Annotated in this window: 23 protein-coding genes; 8 read left to right on the plus strand and 15 right to left on the minus strand. The window is 44.9% G+C overall.

Annotated elements, in window-relative coordinates; all coding sequences use genetic code 11:
• Positions 1-125: 125 nt before the first annotated feature.
• On the plus strand, positions 126-917 hold the full coding sequence (locus tag IRE19_RS11800; protein WP_203340523.1) for an SDR family oxidoreductase: 792 nt from the start codon (positions 126-128) through the stop codon (positions 915-917).
• Between the two features lie 77 nt (positions 918-994).
• Positions 995-1,435 (plus strand): peptidylprolyl isomerase, encoded by a 441-nt coding sequence (locus IRE19_RS11805; RefSeq protein WP_146558378.1) that lies wholly within the window; start codon positions 995-997, stop codon positions 1,433-1,435.
• Between the two features lie 182 nt (positions 1,436-1,617).
• Here IRE19_RS11805 and IRE19_RS11810 read toward each other — a convergent pair whose 3' ends face one another.
• The 5 genes from IRE19_RS11810 to IRE19_RS11830 form a co-directional block, all read right to left on the minus strand.
• A complete protein-coding gene (locus IRE19_RS11810; RefSeq protein ID WP_284700317.1) occupies positions 1,618-2,346 on the minus strand; it encodes an amino acid ABC transporter ATP-binding protein in 729 nt (242 codons plus the stop codon).
• Positions 2,343-2,987: an amino acid ABC transporter permease gene (locus IRE19_RS11815; protein ID WP_203340524.1), complete on the minus strand. Its 645-nt coding sequence runs from the start codon at positions 2,985-2,987 to the stop codon at positions 2,343-2,345. Before IRE19_RS11815 ends, IRE19_RS11810 begins: the two co-directional genes overlap by 4 nt.
• Before the next feature lie 57 nt (positions 2,988-3,044).
• Positions 3,045-3,833: a transporter substrate-binding domain-containing protein gene (locus IRE19_RS11820; protein ID WP_203340525.1), complete on the minus strand. Its 789-nt coding sequence runs from the start codon at positions 3,831-3,833 to the stop codon at positions 3,045-3,047.
• Between the two features lie 119 nt (positions 3,834-3,952).
• A complete protein-coding gene (locus IRE19_RS11825) occupies positions 3,953-5,041 on the minus strand; it encodes an AI-2E family transporter (protein ID WP_203340526.1) in 1,089 nt (362 codons plus the stop codon).
• 92 nt (positions 5,042-5,133) lie between these two features.
• Positions 5,134-5,415 carry a hypothetical protein gene (locus IRE19_RS11830; protein WP_203340527.1) on the minus strand — a complete coding sequence of 94 codons (282 nt, stop codon included), beginning with the start codon at positions 5,413-5,415 and terminating at the stop codon, positions 5,134-5,136.
• Positions 5,416-5,624: 209 nt separating this feature from the next.
• Between IRE19_RS11830 and IRE19_RS11835 the strand changes: the two genes are divergently transcribed.
• Positions 5,625-6,494, plus strand: coding sequence for a glycerophosphodiester phosphodiesterase family protein (locus IRE19_RS11835; RefSeq protein ID WP_203340528.1), 870 nt, complete (start codon positions 5,625-5,627; stop codon positions 6,492-6,494).
• Between the two features lie 13 nt (positions 6,495-6,507).
• Here IRE19_RS11835 and IRE19_RS11840 read toward each other — a convergent pair whose 3' ends face one another.
• Positions 6,508-7,203, minus strand: a complete 696-nt coding sequence (locus tag IRE19_RS11840) for a type 1 glutamine amidotransferase domain-containing protein (RefSeq protein WP_203340529.1) — start codon at positions 7,201-7,203, stop codon at positions 6,508-6,510.
• Between the two features lie 169 nt (positions 7,204-7,372).
• On the opposite strand from IRE19_RS11840, the gene IRE19_RS11845 reads away from it, so the two are divergent.
• Positions 7,373-8,476 carry an S-layer homology domain-containing protein gene (locus tag IRE19_RS11845; protein ID WP_203340530.1) on the plus strand — a complete coding sequence of 368 codons (1,104 nt, stop codon included), beginning with the start codon at positions 7,373-7,375 and terminating at the stop codon, positions 8,474-8,476.
• A gap of 29 nt (positions 8,477-8,505) precedes the next feature.
• Here the strand turns inward: IRE19_RS11845 and IRE19_RS11850 are convergent, their stop codons facing one another.
• Both IRE19_RS11850 and IRE19_RS11855 read right to left on the minus strand, forming a co-directional pair.
• The gene (locus IRE19_RS11850; protein ID WP_203340531.1) at positions 8,506-8,970 is read right to left on the minus strand and encodes a YaiI/YqxD family protein; all 465 of its coding nucleotides are present in this window, start codon (positions 8,968-8,970) and stop codon (positions 8,506-8,508) included.
• Entirely contained in the window at positions 8,963-9,541 is a 579-nt protein-coding gene (locus tag IRE19_RS11855; RefSeq protein ID WP_203340532.1) for a DUF1836 domain-containing protein, read from the minus strand. Before IRE19_RS11855 ends, IRE19_RS11850 begins: the two co-directional genes overlap by 8 nt.
• A gap of 141 nt (positions 9,542-9,682) precedes the next feature.
• Between IRE19_RS11855 and trhA the strand changes: the two genes are divergently transcribed.
• Positions 9,683-10,330 carry a PAQR family membrane homeostasis protein TrhA gene (gene trhA, locus IRE19_RS11860; protein ID WP_203340533.1) on the plus strand — a complete coding sequence of 216 codons (648 nt, stop codon included), beginning with the start codon at positions 9,683-9,685 and terminating at the stop codon, positions 10,328-10,330.
• 370 nt (positions 10,331-10,700) lie between these two features.
• Positions 10,701-11,480, plus strand: a complete 780-nt coding sequence (locus tag IRE19_RS11865; protein WP_203340534.1) for a 2-keto-4-pentenoate hydratase — start codon at positions 10,701-10,703, stop codon at positions 11,478-11,480.
• Positions 11,481-11,531: 51 nt separating this feature from the next.
• On the opposite strand, the gene IRE19_RS11870 is transcribed toward IRE19_RS11865, so the two are convergent.
• The 7 genes from IRE19_RS11870 to IRE19_RS11900 all read right to left on the minus strand — a co-directional run bounded on the left by IRE19_RS11870 (position 11,532) and on the right by IRE19_RS11900 (position 19,859).
• Complete coding sequence (locus tag IRE19_RS11870) at positions 11,532-12,707, minus strand: MFS transporter (RefSeq protein WP_203340535.1); 1,176 nt, start codon at positions 12,705-12,707, stop codon at positions 11,532-11,534.
• Positions 12,700-13,143 (minus strand): MarR family winged helix-turn-helix transcriptional regulator, encoded by a 444-nt coding sequence (locus IRE19_RS11875; RefSeq protein ID WP_349291272.1) that lies wholly within the window; start codon positions 13,141-13,143, stop codon positions 12,700-12,702. The genes IRE19_RS11870 and IRE19_RS11875 overlap by 8 nt, the downstream gene beginning before the upstream one ends.
• 118 nt (positions 13,144-13,261) lie before the next feature.
• Positions 13,262-14,530, minus strand: coding sequence for an acetyl-CoA hydrolase/transferase family protein (locus IRE19_RS11880; RefSeq protein WP_203340537.1), 1,269 nt, complete (start codon positions 14,528-14,530; stop codon positions 13,262-13,264).
• Positions 14,531-14,643: 113 nt separating this feature from the next.
• On the minus strand, positions 14,644-14,856 hold the full coding sequence (locus IRE19_RS11885) for a hypothetical protein (protein WP_191715412.1): 213 nt from the start codon (positions 14,854-14,856) through the stop codon (positions 14,644-14,646).
• The gene (locus IRE19_RS11890) at positions 14,837-15,523 is read right to left on the minus strand and encodes a hypothetical protein (protein ID WP_203340538.1); all 687 of its coding nucleotides are present in this window, start codon (positions 15,521-15,523) and stop codon (positions 14,837-14,839) included. Before IRE19_RS11890 ends, IRE19_RS11885 begins: the two co-directional genes overlap by 20 nt.
• Positions 15,524-15,606: 83 nt before the next feature.
• A complete protein-coding gene (locus IRE19_RS11895; RefSeq protein ID WP_203340539.1) occupies positions 15,607-18,696 on the minus strand; it encodes an AAA family ATPase in 3,090 nt (1,029 codons plus the stop codon).
• Positions 18,693-19,859 carry an exonuclease SbcCD subunit D gene (locus IRE19_RS11900; RefSeq protein ID WP_203340540.1) on the minus strand — a complete coding sequence of 389 codons (1,167 nt, stop codon included), beginning with the start codon at positions 19,857-19,859 and terminating at the stop codon, positions 18,693-18,695. The genes IRE19_RS11895 and IRE19_RS11900 overlap by 4 nt, the downstream gene beginning before the upstream one ends.
• A 129-nt stretch (positions 19,860-19,988) precedes the next feature.
• Here IRE19_RS11900 and IRE19_RS11905 point away from each other — a divergent pair, with 129 nt between their 5' ends.
• Together IRE19_RS11905 and IRE19_RS11910 are read left to right on the plus strand one after the other, a co-directional pair.
• Positions 19,989-20,210 (plus strand): transcriptional regulator, encoded by a 222-nt coding sequence (locus IRE19_RS11905; protein WP_203340541.1) that lies wholly within the window; start codon positions 19,989-19,991, stop codon positions 20,208-20,210.
• 54 nt (positions 20,211-20,264) lie between these two features.
• The gene (locus tag IRE19_RS11910; RefSeq protein ID WP_203340749.1) at positions 20,265-20,705 is read left to right on the plus strand and encodes a YtoQ family protein; all 441 of its coding nucleotides are present in this window, start codon (positions 20,265-20,267) and stop codon (positions 20,703-20,705) included.
• Positions 20,706-20,815: the final 110 nt, after the last annotated feature.

Below are 20,815 nucleotides of genomic sequence, written 5' to 3' on the forward strand. Positions count from 1 at the left end.
ATCCTATCATATTTACCCCAGATTCACGCCATTGGACTTATGGCGGAAATTCAAAAATAAAAGTTTGAATTATCTGTATTTTATTCGTAAACTGAAGGATGGATACATAAGAAAGGATGAGTACAGTGGATTTAGGAATCAGTGAAAAAATTGTGATTGTGATGGCTTCAAGCAAAGGGCTCGGCAAAGCAACGGCGACGGAATTTGCAAAAGAAGGGGCGACAGTCATTATCTCAAGCCGCAATCAGCAATCCCTAGACGAAACAGCTGCTGAAATCAAAGAGGCTTCTGGAAACCAGCAAGTGTTTCCGCACGTTTGCGATATTTCCAAAGAAGAAGACATCCAGAAACTGGTCCAATTCGTCGCTGATCGATTCGGCCGGATTGATGTGTTGATCAATAACACAGGCGGGCCTAAAGCCGGCGGATTTGACGCAGTGGAAGATGCTGATTGGTATAAGGCGTTCGACCAGAATTTATTAAGCTATATCCGTACCTCTCGCGCTGTTCTACCTTATATGAAGGAACAGCAGTTTGGACGCATCATCAACATCTCTTCTTCTTCAACAAAAGAAGTGATTGATGGCTTGATCTTGTCCAATACGCTTCGTGCAGGAATGATCGGTTTTGCAAAAACCCTTGCGCGCGAAGTCGCAGGCGACAACATCCTCGTCAACACAGTTGGACCTGGCCGCTTCGCAACAGACCGTGTAGCGGAATTGGATCAGATCGCTGCAGACAAACAAGGAGTTTCCGCAGAAGAAATCTCTAAGAAAAGTAAAGCGTCCATTCCTGCTGGCCGCTATGGCGAACCGGAAGAATTTGCGAAAATCATTGTTTTTCTTGCCTCAGCAGCCAACTCTTACATGACTGGCCAATCGCTTGTAGTAGAAGGCGGTTCATTAAAAGCTCTATAATGTGCCAAATGATTATACAGCCAACCCAAAAATCGATATACTGGAAAATGAACCAATTATAAAGGAGATGTTTTAGAATGGCTAAAAAAGGACACATCCACATGGAAAACGGTGAAATCATCGAATTCGAACTTTTCCCGAACGAAGCACCTAACACAGTTGCAAACTTTGAAGAGCTTGCAAACTCTGGCTTCTATAACGACGTAACATTCCACCGCGTAATTCCTGGCTTCGTAAGCCAAGGCGGCGACCCGACCGGTACTGGTGCTGGCGGCAGCGGCAAAACAATCAAATGCGAAACTGAAGGCAACCCGCATAAGCACCAAGCAGGAAGCTTATCAATGGCGCATGCCGGTAAAGACACTGGCTCAAGCCAATTCTTTATCGTTCACGCACCACAGCCACACCTTGACGGAGTCCACACTGTTTTCGGGCAAGTGACTTCAGGATTGGAAACGGCTAAAGCAATGAGCAATGGCGACAAAATGACAAAAGTTCACGTCTTTGACGAAGAATAAATCTTAATGAACTGAACCGGTCTGGATTTTCATCCAGACCGGTTTTTGTTTTGGCATTTTCAGGAAATACAGTCTACTTACACTAAAATACGATCCAAAACAAGAGAAATACGGTCCGTTGCACTTAGAATACGATTCCACCAGCTAAAGGATAAAAAAAATACGCCCGCAGGCGCATTTTTCTACAATACTTTGCTTAAGAACGCTTTTGTCCGCTCATGCTGCGGGTTGCCAAACAATTCTTTCGGCACATTTTCTTCCACGATATATCCGCCATCGATAAACAATACACGGTCACCCATTTCAGCTGCAAATCCCATCTCATGCGTCACAACGACCATGGTCATGCCTTCACGCGCCAACTGTTTCATGACATCGAGTACGTCCCCCACCATTTCCGGGTCAAGTGCAGACGTCGGTTCATCAAAAAGCATGATCTTTGGATCCATCGCCAATGCCCGGGCGATTGCCACGCGCTGTTTTTGGCCGCCTGACAGTTCCCCCGGATAAGCTTTTGCTTTTTCCCGCAAACCAACTTTATCAAGCAGCTCATAGGCTTTCGCTTCACTCGCTTTTCTATCGCTTTTCTTCACTTTCATCGGTGCCAAAATGACATTTTCCAATACCGACTTATGAGGGAACAAATTGAATTGTTGAAACACCATTCCGACGTCCTGTCGAATTTTATTGATGTCTATTTTAGAATCCGTGATGTCAACACCTTCTATATAGACATGTCCGCCCGTAATTTCTTCCAACCGGTTCAAGCAGCGCAGAAATGTACTTTTCCCTGAACCGGATGGGCCGATTACACAGATGACTTCTTTTTCTTCTACCACAGTGCTCATGTCTTTTATAACTTCCAGGTTGCCGAATGATTTTTTCAAATTTTCCACTCTGATCATTGTCATCGCAAAACAAACTTCCTTTCTACAAAGCTCGCCAGCATGGAGAGCAGATATATGACCACAAAGTAAATAATCCCTAAGATCAAGTACACATTAAAAGCATCAAATGTAGCACTGGCCTGGATACGGCCTTCTTGCGTCAAATCCGCCACTCCAATAACCGATAACAGCGACGTATCCTTCAATGAAATAATCGCCTGGTTGGTGATGGTCGGCAGCATTCGTCTGAAAGCCTGAGGTAAAATGATATAGCGCATGTTCTGTGTTGAATTCAGTCCCAGTGAACGCGCCGCTTCTGTTTGTCCTTTATCGATCGACTGAATACCCGCACGGATAATTTCAGAGAAGTAAGCGCCTGCGTTGATGGCTACTGTTACAATCCCTGCTGTCGTATTGTCCAACGAGATAAAGTCCAAGGAATTCAGCCCGAAATAGATGAAGAACAACTGGACGATAAACGGCGTGCCCCGAATGGCATCAACAAAGATTTTCGCGATCCAATTCAGGATTTTCAGCGGCGCCAATCTGAATAGCGCAACGATTAAACCAATCAGGAATCCGATCACAATTGCGATAGCAAAAATATAGAGCGTAACTTGCAGCCCTTCCATTAAGTACGGAAAAGCGTTGATAATTGTATCCATATCCACATCCCCTTTGCATCAAAAAATGCAGCGCGCTTCTGCGCGCTGCATCCATTTTTATTCTGCTGCGATATACTTCGCTAGAATTTCATCGTATTCTCCGCTGTCGCGCAATTCCTGGAGACCTGCATTGATCTTCTCAAGAAGCTCTGCATTTTCCCCTTTTAATACAGCGATTCCGTACTGGTCACCAGTTAAGCGCTCACCTACTGTTTTCAGATCAAGTCCGCTTTCAGCAATGGCATAAGCGATAACGGGATAATCTTCAAGCAACACATCAGCATTGCCGTTTGACACTTCCTGGAACATGGATGGACTGTCTTCAAATTGAGCAATTGTGTAACCAAACTCACCTTCATTGTCACGGGCAAATTGGGCACCGGTTGTTCCGCTCTTAACCGCTACTGTCTTGCCTTCCAAATCTTCCAAGGCTGTGATATCCGTGTTGCTTTCAGCTACTACCAGCGATAAACCGGCATCAAAGTACGGGTCAGAAAAATCGACCACTTCTTTGCGTTCATCGGTAATACTCATACCGGCAATTGCTACATCCAATTGGCCGGCTTGCAAGGCAGGAATAATGCCACCGAAATCCATCGGACTGAATTCAATTTCGAATTCTTGATTTTCAGCAATCGCTTTGATCAAATCAATATCGATTCCTGTATATTCGCCATCCACTTCAAATTCGAAAGGCGGATAAGTTGTATCGATTCCCACTGTATAAGTTTCCCCTTCAGTGCCGCCTTCCCCGCCTGTTGAACCTTCTTCACTTTCATCGGATCCGCAGGCAGCAAGTACGAGCAGCATTGCTAATAGTAGTGCTAAAAGACTCCATTTCTTCATCTTAGTTCCCCCTTGTTTTTGCATATCGGTCATTCTAAAGAATAATATATCATAATTTTCTCAATTCTAGTACCTTTGAGAGAAAATAACCACTATTCAATAAAGTTGTGCAGTACTAATTAACCGTTTGTCTGTTGGACTGCTCTCTTTTTGCGCAGCCTGTTAAACAAACGGATATTATGAACCAAGGTTTTTAAAACAGCATAAGTGGGAATCGCAATCAGAATACCAATAAATCCATACAATGCACCGGCAATCATCAGCAGTAAAATAATCGTCAGTGGATGGATGTTCAGGCGATTGCCCATGATATTCGGTGTCACAAGATTGCCTTCAAGCTGCTGGACAACGAGCAGCACAAGGATGACTTTTATTGCCATCCACGCATCTCCACTCATCAAAGCGACAAATAAAGCAGGAATGATGCCGATGAGCGGTCCGAGGAAAGGCACAATAATCAAGAACATTGCGAAGATCGACAGACTCAAAGCGTAATCCAATCCGATAATCAAATAACCGATGTACATCAAGGTTCCCACTACAGCAGCGACAATCGCCTGGCCCACTATAAACGCAGACAATGTCTGATCGACATCCTTCAATACTTTTTCACCTTCAAGCTTGTGTTCTTCCGGTAAATACTTTATTAAATGAGGAATGAATTTTTCATCATCCTTCAATAGAAAGAACAGCACAAACGGGACAACAATGAGGACAATTGCAATATTCATCAACATCGTCAAAATGTTCATCACATTATTCAGCAGTCCTTCTGAAAGGTTCTCCAAGTAATTCAAAGCCCATGCTTTTATCTCCGGACCTGAAACTCCACCCAGCTGAAAACCGGACAGGATGTTGTTTGATTCCTCCGTCACTTCTTCAACGGTTCCCGGCGCCAGGTCTGCGAGACTCTCGACTTGGTTGGTAACCAATGGACCCAAGAAGTAAATCAGAATAGATAAAGTTAAAATAATGACGGTAAAAACGATTCCGATTCCAGCAATTTTAGGTACATAGCGCATCAACCATTTTACAAAAGGCCGCAGTAAATAATAAAGCAGTCCCCCGATCAGGACCGGCGCAAAAATGGTAGCGATGACGATCTGAAGCGGCTCAAAAATATAATCAATCTTGCCAAGAAAAAACAAGGTCACTGAAACCAATAAAATCGCTGTCGTGTATTCAAAAAATGGTTTTCTAATCCACATACTTGCTTCTCCTTTTCCAATGGTTATCGTATTTTCTGCACACAAAAAAGCGAAAGCAAAAAGAAACTTTGCCTTCGCTTGATGTGACGCCCTTATTTATCTTCTTCAAGTTCCCGCATTTCTTTATGGGTTTGCGGAAATGCATTGGCCTGCCATTCATCACGGTAGGCAGAGTCTAACTGGGACAAGCCCTGTTCAGCAGAATCTTCCAGAGCTTCAACACTTTCACGTTGATCCACTTCATTGCTGTTGCGCATATCTATATCTTCTCTTACCTGCACTGAATTTTTCTCCTGGTATGCTTTATAAACAAAAATTCCAGAGGCCGCTGCAAGCGCGCTGCCAATCAGTGTATTCATTGTCGACTTTTTCATCAAAATCCCTCCAAAAATACGTGGTTTTTTTCTCACTTCTTCTTGTATACCCTATATATGATTTTTTAACTAGGTACTTATAATTTTTTTATTTCTTCATAATTTCAATCGGCAGCCTTAAGTATTCCAAAATTACCTTATTAAGCTTTGCAATAAACTTATGGAACGGAACCTTGTATACTGAAGAGGAATAGATAAGGAGGACGCTTATGGCAGTTAATCAGCAGCTACTTGGATGGCGATTAAGCAACTATAAGAGTTTTTATCAAGCTTTACAGGAAAAACTGCACCCCTTGACTCCCGTCGCCCATCGTGGTCTGTGGAATCCCGCGCCAGAGAATTCGCTCCCTTCCATTCAACATTGCATCGACCGCAAAATCTATTTGATTGAATTGGACATGCGATTGACCAAGGACGGACACATTATTCTCATGCACGACGCTACTGTAGACCGGACGACGTACGGTACCGGAGAAATAGATCAGCTGACATTAAAAGAAATAAAAGAATTGTCGTTAAAAGAATTGAACGGCGGCCCCAATGCGAAAATTTCAACTGAAAAAGTGCCTACTCTTCTCGAAGTTCTGCCAATGATTAAAGGAAAAGCCATGATCAACGCCGACAAAGCTTGGGATTTACGGCACGAACTTTATGAACTGGTAGAGAAGCACGACCTCTTAGATCACTTCATGCTGAAAAGCGACAAACCGGTTGAGCAATTGAAGGACTTTTTTGAATCGAAACCACGAAACATGTGCTACATGCATAAACTGAATGACCAAAATCTTCATCAACTCGACCTGTTGCTCAATGAGATTTCGCCAATCGCAATCGAATTGATTTTTTATACAGAGGAGGATGAGGTGATTTCCGAAGCTGTCGTCAGCAAACTTAAAAACCAAACGAATTTATGGGGCAACGCCCTTGATTTTGCTGAAAACGCCCGGCGCTCGGATGCTCTTTCGCTATTAGACCCCGATAAAGGCTGGGGATGGTTCATCGACCGCGGCTTTAGCCTGATTCAGACCAATTATCCGCTGCAGTTCATGGACTATGCGGAAAAAAAATCAAATAAATGAACCCGGCTGTGTTTTAAGCCGGGTTCACTTCTGTCAGGAGTTCTTTTACTTTTTCGCCCACCTGGCTTGCGGAAGCCGGATTTTGCCCCGTCACCAACCGCCCTGATTCAATCACACAGGATGTGAACGGCACTTGAGAGATTTGAAATAAAGTTCCTTGTTCTTTCAAGTTTTGCTCCAGGGAAAAAGGAATATCGCGATACATTCCCATGATTTTTTCTTCAAAATCCGAAAAGCCGGTCACGACATGCCCCGCCAGTAAATTACGGCCATCAGATAAAGGAATGTTCAACAAAGCACTCGGTCCATGGCATACAGCAGCCACTACCCCACCTGCTTCGTAGATCGAGGCAGTCAGTTTCTGCAAGCTTGGGTTATTCGGAAAATCGATCATCGTACCATGGCCGCCGGTAAAATAAATAGCCGCATAATCATGTGCCTTTACCTGCTCTGGCATCAGCGATTTCTTCAGTTTGCCCATCAGCTCATCGTCCAAATAATAATGGCGCGTCTGCTTATGGACGACCGCTTCCATCAAACTGAGCGGGTCAATCGGCACGCGGTTGGAAGCGGTGCTAATGATATCCACGTCAAAATAATCTTTTATTTCATGGTAAAAATCAGTCATTTCCCGAAGCCACAGCCCCGTTTTTTTCCCCTTGATCCCAACATTGGCTTCATTCGTTACAACAATGAGGATTTTTTTCATATTCGTCTCCTTCCCACATTAGTTTAAAGTATTTTATCTTTTATTCCCCTTCTGGTAGAAAAATACTCTTAGAGCTCTTTTGTACTCATTATTTTATTTTTTATAACATTTTATTGTTACTTTATGCTTTTATTCGTGGTAAAATAAGATCAAATAGGGAGGGATAAATATGAAGACTTTATTGTCTTTAATTGCAGCTGCCATCCTGATGTTCAGTTCGTTTTTGTCTCCCGCCAAAGCGATTGTTTTGTTTGATGATGTCTTTGCCACTCACCCGTTCGCTTTTGAAATCGCTTATTTGTACGAAGAAGGAATCATCAATGGCTATCCGGATGGAACCTTCAGACCGAATGATCCTGTTACCCGTGCCCATGCTGTCGCCATGATCGGACGTGCCTTGAATCTGGACGACACCTCCCGTTCAACGGGGTTTAGAGATGTTCCCGCAAACCATCCGTTTTCCGGCTACATCGCTTCCGCTGTTGAAGAGGAAATCATTGTCGGTTTTCCGAATAACTATTTCCGTCCAAATTGGACTGTCACCCGAGCCCAGACTGTGACTATGCTGGACAGAGCTTTTTATTTCCCTGAAGCGCCGGACAATACTTTCCGGGACATGAGGGAAAACCATTTTGCTTTTGATGCCGTATCAAGGCTTGCTTATCAAGGAGTCGCACGCGGCTACCCGGACAATACTTTCCGCCCTGACACTCCGGTAACACGTGCTCAATTTTCTGCATTTCTCGCCCGTGCCATCGAACCTTCTTTCATTCCTGAAAAACAGGAATTATTAATGACAGCCAATGATATTCTGGCTGAACTGCAATCGGAGGATTTCGGTGATGTCGCAGCTTATGTCAGCTCTACAGAGGGATTGACGTTCTGCCCTTACAGTGGTGGTTGCATCGACAATGGCGGAGTGACTTTCACCAAGGCCCAACTTCCTAACTTCATGAATGATGCCAATGATTATTTATGGGGTTATCAGGACGGCAGCGGTTTTGAGATTAATTTGACGCCTGCTGAGTATTACGACGAATACTTGATGGATGCGGAATATACCACTAAAGAACGCTATGGACGCACCATCCAGCCAACTACACATGAATTTATTCACCGAGTGTACCCTGAAGCAACCATTGTCGAGTACTACTTCCCTGGAACTGATCAATATGACCAAATGGACTGGCAGAGCTTGAACATGGTATTCGAGAAGAACAGCAACGGTGACTGGGTATTGGTGGCGATCATTAATGACCGCTGGACCATTTAACCCAAAATAGACAGAGAAAGACCCGGCATTCAACTGCCGGGTCCTTTTTCATTTTCCTTGCTTTGTTTCAACAGGACCATTAAAGCCGCTGCGAATTTTTCATTGTCTTCGGGGCGCCGTTTTTTCGGCCCTTTCATCCGGCCGCCTCCTTGCCGGATTTTTTTGGCGACATGGCGGCCATGGAGCAGTTGCTCGATGTTTTCATCTGAATAGACGCGGCCATTCTGATCGATCGGAATGCCTCTTTTTGCAAGCACCATAGCGGCAAGGCCGTAATCCTGGGTGACGACAATATCGCCTTTTTTGACCCGGTTGACCAGTACAAAGTCGACTGCATCCGCGCCTTTTGATACCGTGATGGTTTCTGCCCCTTCTCTGTACATTTCATGGGAAGTGTCGCAAATCAAGATGACTGGAAGCCGGTAGCCTCTAGCCAAATCGATGGTTTGGGTGACCACCGGACAGCCATCTGCATCAATGAGAACTTTAACCATTCGTGTCCGCTCCTTTCGCCATCTCATCCACCAGTTTCTCCGCTGCTCTCCTGTAAAGGTTGCTGGTATGAACCAATGATGCGATGAGCAGGACGCGCTCCAGTTCCTCCGATTCATGAGCACCTGCCACCTGTTCAGCAGCTTCTTCCGATTGGCGCTTTAAGCCTTCTTCGAAAATCTCTGCATTGCCTTGCTGAAGATCTAAGTAACTGCGGTAAAACTGCTCCAAGTCCAATTCTTTTTGTGCCGCCTTTTCATTGATGCCATGCAGTACCTGTTTGACGTCATTGATCGACAATGCACTTTTCATCTGATAGATCAAGCTGATCAGCATGATGTGGTTGCGGCTGTATTTTTTGTTTTGGACCGGATAGAACAATTTCCCTTTGGCGTAATTATTGATCATCGTCTTCGTCAGGATTTTTTCATCTGGATACCGTTTCGACTCGGCAAAACTGGTTTCGAATAATTGAATGACCTGATCGATATACAGATCGATCTTCGGAATGTCTTCCGGCAGAACCTGATTATGGTAAGCCATCGATTTGATGATTTCATCAGCTTTTCCCATGTACTTCCACGCTCCCTTGCGGTGTTTCATACTAGTTATTTTACCCCATTTTCAAATTTCCTCCAAACTTGACTCTATTTATAAATACGAGTATCGTTATACGTAGTTTCAATAACTACATATAACGAGGAGCTGCTTTACATGACTGCTTATATCCGAGAACCTTTTAATGCTTTGTCCCATTTAGCTGGAGCTGTTTTATCCCTTGCTGCACTTTTAGCGATGGTCATCAAAACCGCTTATGCCAATGCACCCGCTTTGCATGTAACAGCTGTCGCTATTTTCGGCATCAGTTTGATTTTATTGTATACGGCTTCCACCATTTATCATTCAGCCATTTCAGATCCGCACATCATCGCTTTTTTGCGAAAACTTGATCATTCCATGATCTTCGCGTTGATTGCAGGCTCTTATGCCCCGTTTTGTCTGATCGCTTTAGGCGGAACGCTCGGCTGGACCTTGTTTTCTCTTGTTTCCCTCTTGGGAATAAGCGGCATTCTCTTTAAAATGGTCTGGTTCCATTCGCCAAGATGGCTGTCGACCGCAATCTATATCGCCATGGGCTGGATCATCATTTTCGCCGTAGTGCCATTGGCTGACAGCTTGTCGCTGACAGGTCTGCTGCTGCTTGTCGCTGGCGGTATTTCCTACACAGTAGGCGGTATCATTTATGGAATAAAACCTAATTTCCTGTCTTCCAAGCACCTCGGATTTCATGAGATCTTCCACCTCTTCATTCTTTTGGGAAGCCTTTGCCACTTCTTGGCTGTTTATTTTTACGTGTTGTAAAGAGAAAAGCGGAAGCGGCCGTGTAGTCGTGACAAGCGCTGGAAGCTTTACCGGGAATGGCGTTCTTTGCCAGTCTTGGTAAAGCTGAAGCGACTCGAGGGACTGGGCGCTGGAGTCTGGACAATAGAGAAAAGCGGAAGCGCCTGTGTAGCTCTGACAGGGGTAAGACGGTCTGGCAAAGCGGCGTGTTTACAGCCGCAAAGCCAGAGTGGCTTACATCCCGAAGAGCTGGGCGCTGGAGTCTGGACAAAAGAGAAAAGCGGAATCGGCCCAAGAGCAGAAGCCCAATAAAAATCAGCTATACAAAACATTCAAAATAAACTGTCAGAATGATATGATAAGAGGTATACCATCTGAGAGGGGCTTTCTTATGAAAAATCTGGATTCACAGCAAACTGACATGGCAACCGTTTTATATGAAGCCTACATCAACGGGCAAACAATTCCGAAAGAGCAAATTCCAGCCTCTTTGGAAAAGAACCAGGCTTATGCAATCCAGCATGCGGTTACGGATACTAAAACCCGGAATGGGCAAGAGGAATTAAGAGGCTATAAAATCAGCCTGACCAGCAAAGAAACACAGGACCTATTCCATTCGGAAACTCCTTTGTATGGCGCGCTGACTACTTCCTCTTTATCGGATGGCATCATTGAATTGGATTCGATGTCTTCTCCTTTAATTGAGATCGAATTGATTTTTATTGCGAAGGAAGATTTATCGGCAACGGACAATGTTCAGACGCTTCTGGAGAAAACCCAAGTGGCACCTGGCATCGAAGTCCCTGATTCCCGATACGATGACTGGTTCCCAAAAATCAGCCTTGGGCAAGTGGTCGCAGACAGTGCGGTTGCCGGGAAAATCATCGTCGGCCAGCCACTGGATAATATCAGCTACAGCCAGCTTGAGCGGCTGCCTGGCAAACTAAGCTTAAATGGCAAGGAAATTGCGGGAGACACTTCTGCTGAAGTCCTGGATCATCCCATCAATGCACTGCAATGGCTGGTCAAGGAATTGGATGACCACGGGTTGACAGTAAAAAAAGGAATGGCTATTTCATCAGGCACTTTCATTTTGCCGAAGACGCTGGAGAGAGGGCTTTACGAAGCCAGCTACGGCGAGCTCGGCTCAGTCACTTTAACTGTTAAATGACGATAAAAAAAGGGTCCGCAAAATTTTTGCGGATCCTTTTTAGATTGTTTTTTATTGCTGGGCTGAGCTGCGGTCTTTCGACATGATCCAACTGTAATAAAAAACAACGAGGATCACAAAAACCCCCAGCATCAAGTACAGATTGGAATAGCCGGCAAATCCTGCAAGCAAGCCAAGTGAAACCGATCCAATGGCAATTCCGCTGTCATAAAAAGCGAAAAAAGTTCCGGTAGCGTAACCGCTGCGATGTTTATCTGCAGCCTGTATGGCCAGAGTTTGAAAGCTTGGCAGCAAGGTTCCGTAGCCAAGGCCCACTAACGCACCTGACAACAACAGCATCCACGAAGACGCAGTAAAGCTCAGCGAGATAAGCCCTATTCCAAAGATGATGATGGATGGGATAATAACAACGCCTGGGCCCATGGTGTCAAATATTCTTCCGCTGAAAGGCCGGACAAGCAGCATGGCAATGGCATAAACGACAAAGAAAAAACTGGCTGCCTTGATCAGTCCAAGCGATTCCGCATAAACCGAAATGAACGTCAGGATACTGGCATACGCGAACGAGATGAAAAAGCCGACGGTCGCAATCGGCATCGATTTTTTCTCCAGAAAATCGTTGATTGTCAATTTGTGTTTTTGTTCTTTGACAAAAGATCCTTCGTCCACTCGGACAGCTAAAGCACAAAAGAAGCCGATAATCATAATAACTGAAAGAATGACAAAAATGGCCTGTGACGATACATACGGCTGTAAAGATAATGCGAGGAATGGGCCAGCTACGACCGCTAGATTCATGGCGATTCCATAATAGCCCAAACCTTCGCCGCGCCGCTCCGGGGGAATAATATCAGCAGCAATCGCACCGGCTACCGTTGTCAGCAAACTGAACCAGATGCCCTGGAAAAAGCGCAGCAGCAACAGCACCGTAAAACTTCCGATAAATACATACAATATCGTACTGACGGTAAAGAAGAAAAGAGAAAAAATCAGAATGTTCTTCTTTCCAAATTTCTCCAGAATCATGCCGGCAAAAAACCGCATGATAATGGCAGACAGCAAGAAGACGGAAACAGCTAATCCCCCTTCTGTAGCTGTACCTCCCAAATCATTCAGCACATATAAAGGGGTAAATGTCAGCAATGCATAAAATACCACAAAAATAAAAAAGGTACTAACTGATATATTGATAAAACTTTTTGTCCAAATTGGTCTTTTTTCAGCCATTCTTTACATCCTTTTCTTCAGTACTCTCTAACCCTATTTTTTTCAATAGATGAATCAACTGGTTCTGCTCTTCATCGGAAAGCTTTGACAATAAATTTTCTTCCACACGCCGAATCCGTTTTTCTATTTCCGGTACCTTTTTTTCAGCAGAAGAAGAAAGTTGAACAATCTTCTCGCGTTTATCAGTTCCTTCTCTCCGATTTATCCAGCCGCTTTCTTCCAGACGGACAATCGTTCTTGTCACAGTAGGAGCTTCCACATTCAAATATTGCCAAATTTCTTTTTGAGTCATTGAACCGAATTGCTTCAGACAGAACAGAATCGACCATTGTGAGCTGTAAAGATCGAACTCCTTTAGAGCGTCATTCACTTCTTTGATCGATAGCCGTGATTTTTGATGAATTTCGTGGAATAATAATTTATTCAATAATCTCACCCTCGCATTTAGTTACCTAGGTAAGTTTATACTCCTTTTCTTTTTCTGTAAAGAAAAGTATTTAGGTTTCCAAAATAAAAACCATTTCCTGTTGTAGAGGAAATGGTTCTCAGTGCAGTCAAATCAAAATGCCGTGTTTCTTTGCATCGAACAATAATTCTTCACGGAATTTCGGATGTGCGATGGCTGCTAAACGCTTGACGCGTTCTGAAATGGAAACTCCATGCAGACGGGCTACTCCGTATTCGGTAACGATATTGTCCACGTCGTTTTTCCCGGTAGTCACTACAGAACCCGGCGTCAGCTGCAGATTAATCCGTGATATGGCATCATTTTTTGCCGTTGATGCCATACAGATATAACCTTTGCCATTTTCAGCAAAGCGCACACCGCGGGCAAAGTCAATTTGGCCGCCGCTGGAGGAATAGTACTTGCCGCCGACTGTCTCGGATGCACATTGGCCGAACAAATCCACTTCGGTTGTCGCATTGATGGAGACAATGTTCTTTTCTTTAGCAATCTCCCGCGGATCATTGACCACGCTGACCGGCAGGAATTCAACAGCCGGATTGTCATCGATAAAATCATACAGATTTTTGGAACCAAAAGCGAAAGTGGCGACAATCTTACCGGGGTTGGTGTATTTCCGTGAACCATCCACAGCGCCTGCAGCTACGAGCTTCGCTACGCCATCCGGCAGCATTTCCGTATGAATGCCTAAATGGCGATGGTCTTTCAGCATGCTGATGACAGCGTTTGGAACCGCGCCGATGCCAATCTGCAAAGTATCCCCGTCTTGAATGTCCTGAATGATCGTCGAAGCAATCAGCAGGTCCTTATCGCTGACTTCCGGAACTTTCTCTTCTGACAGAGGTGCATGATGCTCGACATATCCGGCGATCTGGCTGATATGAATTTGGTTGCGGCCATATGTCCGGGGCATGTGATTGTTCACTTCTAAAATGAACGGCACTTTTCCAATAAATTCGGCGATGTAATCAGCCTGCGTTCCCAGCGTGAAATACCCATGTTTATCCATCGGCGAAGCCACTGTCAGCACCATCGACATCTTGGTAACTTTTTGAAGCATACGCGGCACTTCATGGAAATTGTTTGGCACCAGTTCCATCTTCGCCTGCTGATAGACTTTCCGTGTAGCACCGCTCAAGAAATAAGACACATGCCGCAATTGCTCTATTTCACCTTGAATGTATGAACGTGACCGCAAAGCCAGCATCTGGTGAATTTTCACCCCATCCAATTGCACTGCATTTTCTTCCAATATATCCAATAACCGAATCGGTTCCCCATTGGCGATCGGAACGATCAGGTCTGCTTTCGAATCAATCAACTCGATGACTTGCTGTGGACTCAACTTCTTCGTCATTCTGTTACCTCCCGTATTGCTTCGTTATTCTACAACTTTACCATATATCACAGAGTCCATAATATTTGCTGAATTTCTGTGCAATTCCGTCTTTTTTAGGCAAAGAAAAACCGTCAGCTTTTCTGACGGTTCCGATTTTTCACGGCAAAAACGATGCCTGCCAAGCCAAATAAAGCCATAAGCGCCCACAGGACCATTAAAATAATGGACCCTATGCCATCGCCGCCTTCCATTACCGCTATCAGTTGCAAAGTAAAAAAAGCCAAACTGATCAGAGCGATTGCACCAAAGTAAATAAGCCGTGCTTTAAAACTGAAATGCTTCATTTTCTGAACCCCTTTGGTTTTCATTGGTTTTTTCTACACGGTTTTTTGTCCAAACTAGCGTAAATAATAAGAACAGCTCAAAAGCGTTGGTGGCTGCTGAACTTTCAACTTCAATCGGCACAGCACTGCCGATCCCCATAGTTACTGCACCTATCAACATCCAGTTCCAGCCGATTTCTTTCCAAAGCACAATTCCTGCAAGAACCAGGACAACTGTCACCAGGAGAACCATTATCGGCGGTCCGGATGCAGTCTCTGCGGATACATAGCGCAATACGCCATACTGCTGCTCCGGAATAATTTCGAGGCCCCAGGTTTCCAGAGCTAGTTCAATGACGATCAACACCGCTGTATACAGCAGAAATCCATAAAAGATAATTTTTTTCTTTGCCCATTGGATACCGGCCTGATTCATGGCCCCCCAACAGAACAAAACCAATAATGGCGTAAGGAAAGCATGGCTCCAAAAACGCAGCAGGCTCAAGTTTTCCAGAAGCGTTCCTTCTCCGATGAACTTGCCGATTGCAATAATGCCATTGTCATAAATCAAACCGAACAGCACTAAGGTTAAAAATGCTGTAAAGTTCCAAGTCCGCTGCTGGTTGAATCCCCATATCACCAAAAGGATATAAGCGGCAGTGAAAAAGAAATAAAGTACCGTGTCCACAGTATCACCATCCGTAATTTGCCGATTACTCTTATCATTCACTTTTCGTTGAGGCTCTAAACGTCAGAGTCCGGAACTTGGATTTATTTAAGTAGAAACTTCGTCCGGCTATACCCTTCTTTTGATTTTTCGACTTCCAATATGGCCGGAATCGCCGCTTTCAATTCCTGCACATGTGAAATGACGCCAATCATCCGTCCTGATTTCTGCAGATCAATTAAGGTTTCGATTGATTTATTCAGTGATTCTTCATCCAGTGATCCGAATCCTTCATCAATGAACATCGTATCAATCGAGACGTTGCCTTGGAAGCTTTGAATGACGTCTGCCATCCCGAGGGCCAGACATAGCGAAGCATTGAATTTTTCCCCACCCGACATGGTTTTTACGTCACGCGTCTGTCCCGTATAGGCGTCATAGACATCCAACCCTAACCCGCTTTGTTTGCCGCGCGCTTCCTGCCGGTCGCTGCGGATCAAATGGAACTGACCATTGGAGAGATTTCTAAGCCGCTCATTGGCTGACAGGATGATCTGCTCCAAATACTCAATCTGCAAGTAGCGTTCAAATGAAATCTTCAAACCATTCTGGCCCCGGATCATGTCATGAAGATCCGCAATCCGGTTTAAAGCCTGCTCGGCTTCTACGGCTTTTTCAATTACCCCGTGGATGTTGGCAATCAGCCCCAATCCGGCTCTTTCGAAATCCTGTGAACGGTTGCGTTCTACAAGCGCCTGTTCATAAGCCCCTTTCAATTCCGACAGCTCTGCTTCAGCTTGGCTCAAGTCTTTCAGGCTTTGGCCTGTTAACAATTCTTCCAGTTCACTGACCTGCTGCATTAGTGTATGGCGAGCCTGGTTAAATTCCACAATCTCTTTTTTCAAAGCGGCAAATGCTTCATCTGTCAACTTCGCCTGCTGGTAAGCTTCTTCAGAGTCAAAGGCAGATTTCACCAAAGCATCCGTAAACTGCTGTTGGGCTTTCTCTCTTTTTTCTACTATTTCTTCTGCCGTTGCTTTGGCATGCTTCACGGAAACCAGGGCGCTTGCCAATTGCTCCTTCGACGTTTGGAATTGCTCCTGGACATGGATCCAGTTCTGCTCCAGCTGCTGTTTTTTTGTAATGGCTTTTTCCAGCTGCTGTTTCAAAACAAGCAACTCCCGCAGATGTTCAGGGACTGCTGCCAATTCGTTTTCAAACACTGCTTTTGCTGCGTGGAAGGAAGATGACTGCTTCTGCACTTCTTCTCCCAGTCCACGTCTGTGCTGCTCCAATTGCTCTATTTTCCGGTTGCAGACAGCCACCTGTTCTTTGCATTTCCGCAACTCCTGTTTTCTTGCCTGCTGTTCTGTGATCAGCTCTGTTAACTGCTCTTTTTCCTGTTCAAGGTGGCGCAGATGCACTTCTGCCTGTTCCGCATCCACTTCTAAGCCCGCTAATTGCTTGCTCTTGTTTTTCAGCTGTTCATCCAAAGCAAAAAGCTTGGCGGTCGCATTCCGATAATCCCTATCCACTTGATCAAAAGTAAATTTTGCCGATTCGACTTGTTCTTTTGAGACCACCTGTCCTGCCTCTAATTCGGTTCCCGGATGGTCCAGACTTCCACAGACTGGACAGGCCTCCCCCTCACGCAATTGGTCTGCAAGAATATGGGCTTGATTGGCAAGCCACTGAGCTTCCAGTTCACGATAAGCCGTATTTGCCTGTTCAAAATCTCTCTTTTTCGCTTCCTGGACAGCTTCCTGTTTTTGGCGTTGCTGTTTCAATAAAACGTATTCTGCAGCCACTCTGTGCTTTTCTGCGACGCTGGCCAGCTCCTGCTGCGTTTCATCAGCTGCTTCCAAAAAAATTTCCAGTTCAGCAATTTGTCCATCCAATTTCTGCTTTTCTTCTTTTAGTACGTTGAATTCTTCTTCTGCCTGTTTAAGGCGAATTTCCGATTGCTGTGCTTCTTTCGCTACACGAGCCAGATTGTCTTTTTTATGGTTTAGCTCTTCAATAGCTGGCAACAGTTTTTCGAAATAAAGGATCTGTTCGCGTAGGTCGTCCCGCTCGCCCTGAAGTTCCTGTTGTTCATCAAATGCCCGTTCAGCGGAGAGCTTTGCCTGTTCTGCCTGCACTTGTTTCCGGAATGCATTGTTCAGCAATTCCTTTTTCTCGTGTTCATTCGCGCGCAAATCATGGAACAGATTCTCAATGCCCGTAATATAACTGGCGCGTTCCGCCAATTGAAGGTCTTTTTCTTTTTCTGTATAATGCGCTTGCCGCTGTTCAAGACGGTCAAACTGAACTTTTTTCACTTTCAGCTCACCAAAACGGTCGTTCCACTTTTTCGACTCATGATAAGCGCTCATTTTGTCGGCATGCAGTTGATAGACGGCCTGATACTTCTGTTCGTCCAGGCTGATCTTCTGTCTGTAATAAGCAGCCTCTTTTTCCAAACCGGCAAGCACTTGATTGATGTTCATATGCTCACGTCCCAGCACTTCGAAAAGCTCCGAATCGCGATGCGGCAATGACGTAGCGATGCGCTGGATGTAAATATTCAACTCCTGCTGTTCACGTTCAAACGTTTTTGCTGCTGCATCTTTCTTTTGCTTGAGGCGTTCGCTGATCAGCTTATACGGTTCCGTTTTAAAGATTTTGCGCAGAATTTCTTCTTTATTATCAGTCTCCGACGTCAGCAATTTGCGGAATTCACCTTGTGGAAGCATAACGATTTGGCTGAATTGATTTTGTGTCAAGCCAATAATCTCTTCAACGCGGCGGTTGATTTCCGAAACGATCTGCCGTTCGACACAAGGTTTTTCACCGTCTTCCGTGCGCTCAAAAAACTCATAGCGTTCCCCGGTTGCGCTTTTATTCCCTTTTTTCACATGGCCCATCTGGCGCAAAATGCGGTAGACTTTGCCGTGTATTTCGAATTCCATTTCAACACAGGTATGGCTGGCATCATCCGCAAAATCGCTTCTCAGTATGCGCGACTCACTGCGGTCGGATCCGCTTGCCGAACCGTACAGGGCAAAGCAGATACCATCAAAGATGGTCGTCTTTCCTGAACCGGTGCTGCCTGAAATGACGAACAGCTGGTTTCCCTGCAAATCGGCAAAATCAATTTCTTCAGTATTTTTATAAGGACCGAATGCGGTCATTTTCAATTTTAAGGGTTTCATGACTTCACCTCTTCTTTGCCGGCCGGTTCTTCATGCAGGAATTCCTGAAGTACATCCTTAAAAATGTCCGTGGTTTCAACATCCGCTTTTTCGCCTTTCACTTCTTCATAAAAAGCATGGAATAAAGACAATGAATCCATTTTCCTGCGCGAAACAGCTTCACTTTGCAGCATGCCTCCTGAAAACTTTTTCCGCTCCACATGCATGGCATTCGGGTAAACAGAGCGGACTTTTTCCATTGGAAACAGCACAGGGGCTTCATCCAATAAAGTCACGAAAACAAAATCATCACTGATTTCATGGCGCAGAATTTCCTCTATCGTTCCTTCGACGGTACGCATATTGCGTCTTGGCGAAAACAGCCGCCTACTTACAGACACTTCTCCTGCCCCATCCAATTCAATAATATGAAAACCCTTTTGATGGTGTTCTTCTGAAATCGAATATTTTAAAGGAGATCCCGAGTACCGGATGGTCTCATTCAACACATAATGGGCTTTATGCAAATGGCCAAGCGCTGTGTAATGAAATCCTTCAAAGTGATGGGCATCAATGTGTTCCGCCCCTCCAATCGACAGCGGACGTTCGGAGTCACTGGTGTTCTCTTCCTGCTCTCCATGCGGCGTCACAAAAGCATGGCCGACAAAAACATGGCGGGCCTGCGGATCGTATGAGGATTTTATGTTCTCAGTAATGGCTTTCATCGCATCATTGTGGCTGCGGATCGCATCATCTTCAAATGCATAGCGAACCATTGAAGGGTCCGTATAAGGCACCAAATGAAAATGGACTTCCCCGAACTCGTCGTTCAAAATAACAGCTTGATGCTCTTTATGGACATGCCCCGCGATATGGATTCCATTCATCTTCATCACTCGGCTGCCGAAATTCAACCTCCCTGGGCTGTCGTGGTTTCCGGCTACTGCCAATACCGGCGTCTTCAACTGCAAGACAATTTCCGCCAGTATCTCGTCCAATAAATTGACCGCATCGGTCGGCGGTACTGCCCGGTCATACAAGTCTCCTGCAATAATGACCGCGTCGGGCTGTTCCTCTTTGATTGCATCTATGAATTGCGCCAGCACAAATCGCTGTTCTTCTGTCATATAGATTCCCTGCACGAGCTTGCCTAAATGCCAGTCGGCGGTATGAAAAAATTTCATCGTAATGCTCCTTTCTTCACGTTAAAAGAATATATGTTCGTTCCATTATACACGATACTGTCTGCTTGTTTTTATCGAATGTATGTTCTATAATAAGAACAAACGTTCTTATTATAGGGAGGGTTACTCATGAAAGCACAAATCCTAAAAGCATTTAAATACCAGCAGCTTGTCGATATGATGTATATGGCCAATGATGGCAGCATCAGCAAACGCCGCATCAAAATTTTAAAAGTCAGTGGAGACTCATTCCAGGCCTATTGCTTTCTTCGCCACAAGAAACGCACGTTTAAAATGGATAATGTGCTTTCACTGATACCCGTTACGCATAAAGAGCGCCAGATCATTTAACCCTTCTATCTTACTATGATACACTGGAGGAAATGGCTTTTGGAGGGTGAAATGATGAGATTAACTGTTTATCTTGCCGGAGAAATCCACAGCACCTGGCGTGAAGAAATCAAGAAAAAATCAGCCGCTTTAGATTTGCCGATCGACTTTGTCGGGCCTATGGAAAATCATGACCGCTCAGATGACATTGGGGAAGACATTCTCGGTCCACAGCATGATGCCGTCGCTAAAGACCATGCCGCTTCAAGCTTCAACAATTTGCGCACCGGCGTGCTGATGCACAAAGCAGATTTGGTCATCGCTCTTTTCGGCGAGCAGTACAAGCAATGGAATACGGCGATGGATGCCAGCACAGCACTTGCTTCAGGCAAGCCGGTCATCATTATCCGTCCAGAGAAACTGCATCACCCATTAAAAGAGTTGTCACGAAAAGCAAACGCCACAGTCGAAACTTGCGACCAGGCGATTAAAGCTCTAGCCTATATCTTCGAATAAAAAGAAACTTCAATCAGTAGGGACTTAATCCCCCACTGACCGTTAAAGCAGCATAAAAACAGCCACTCTCACCTTAAAAACCCAAGGAAAGAGTGGCTGTTTTCTTGCAT

Origin of the sequence: Planococcus beijingensis, assembly GCF_016820615.1 — a bacterium.
In the GTDB taxonomy this organism is placed as follows: Bacteria; Bacillota; Bacilli; order Bacillales_A; family Planococcaceae; genus Planococcus; species Planococcus notacanthi.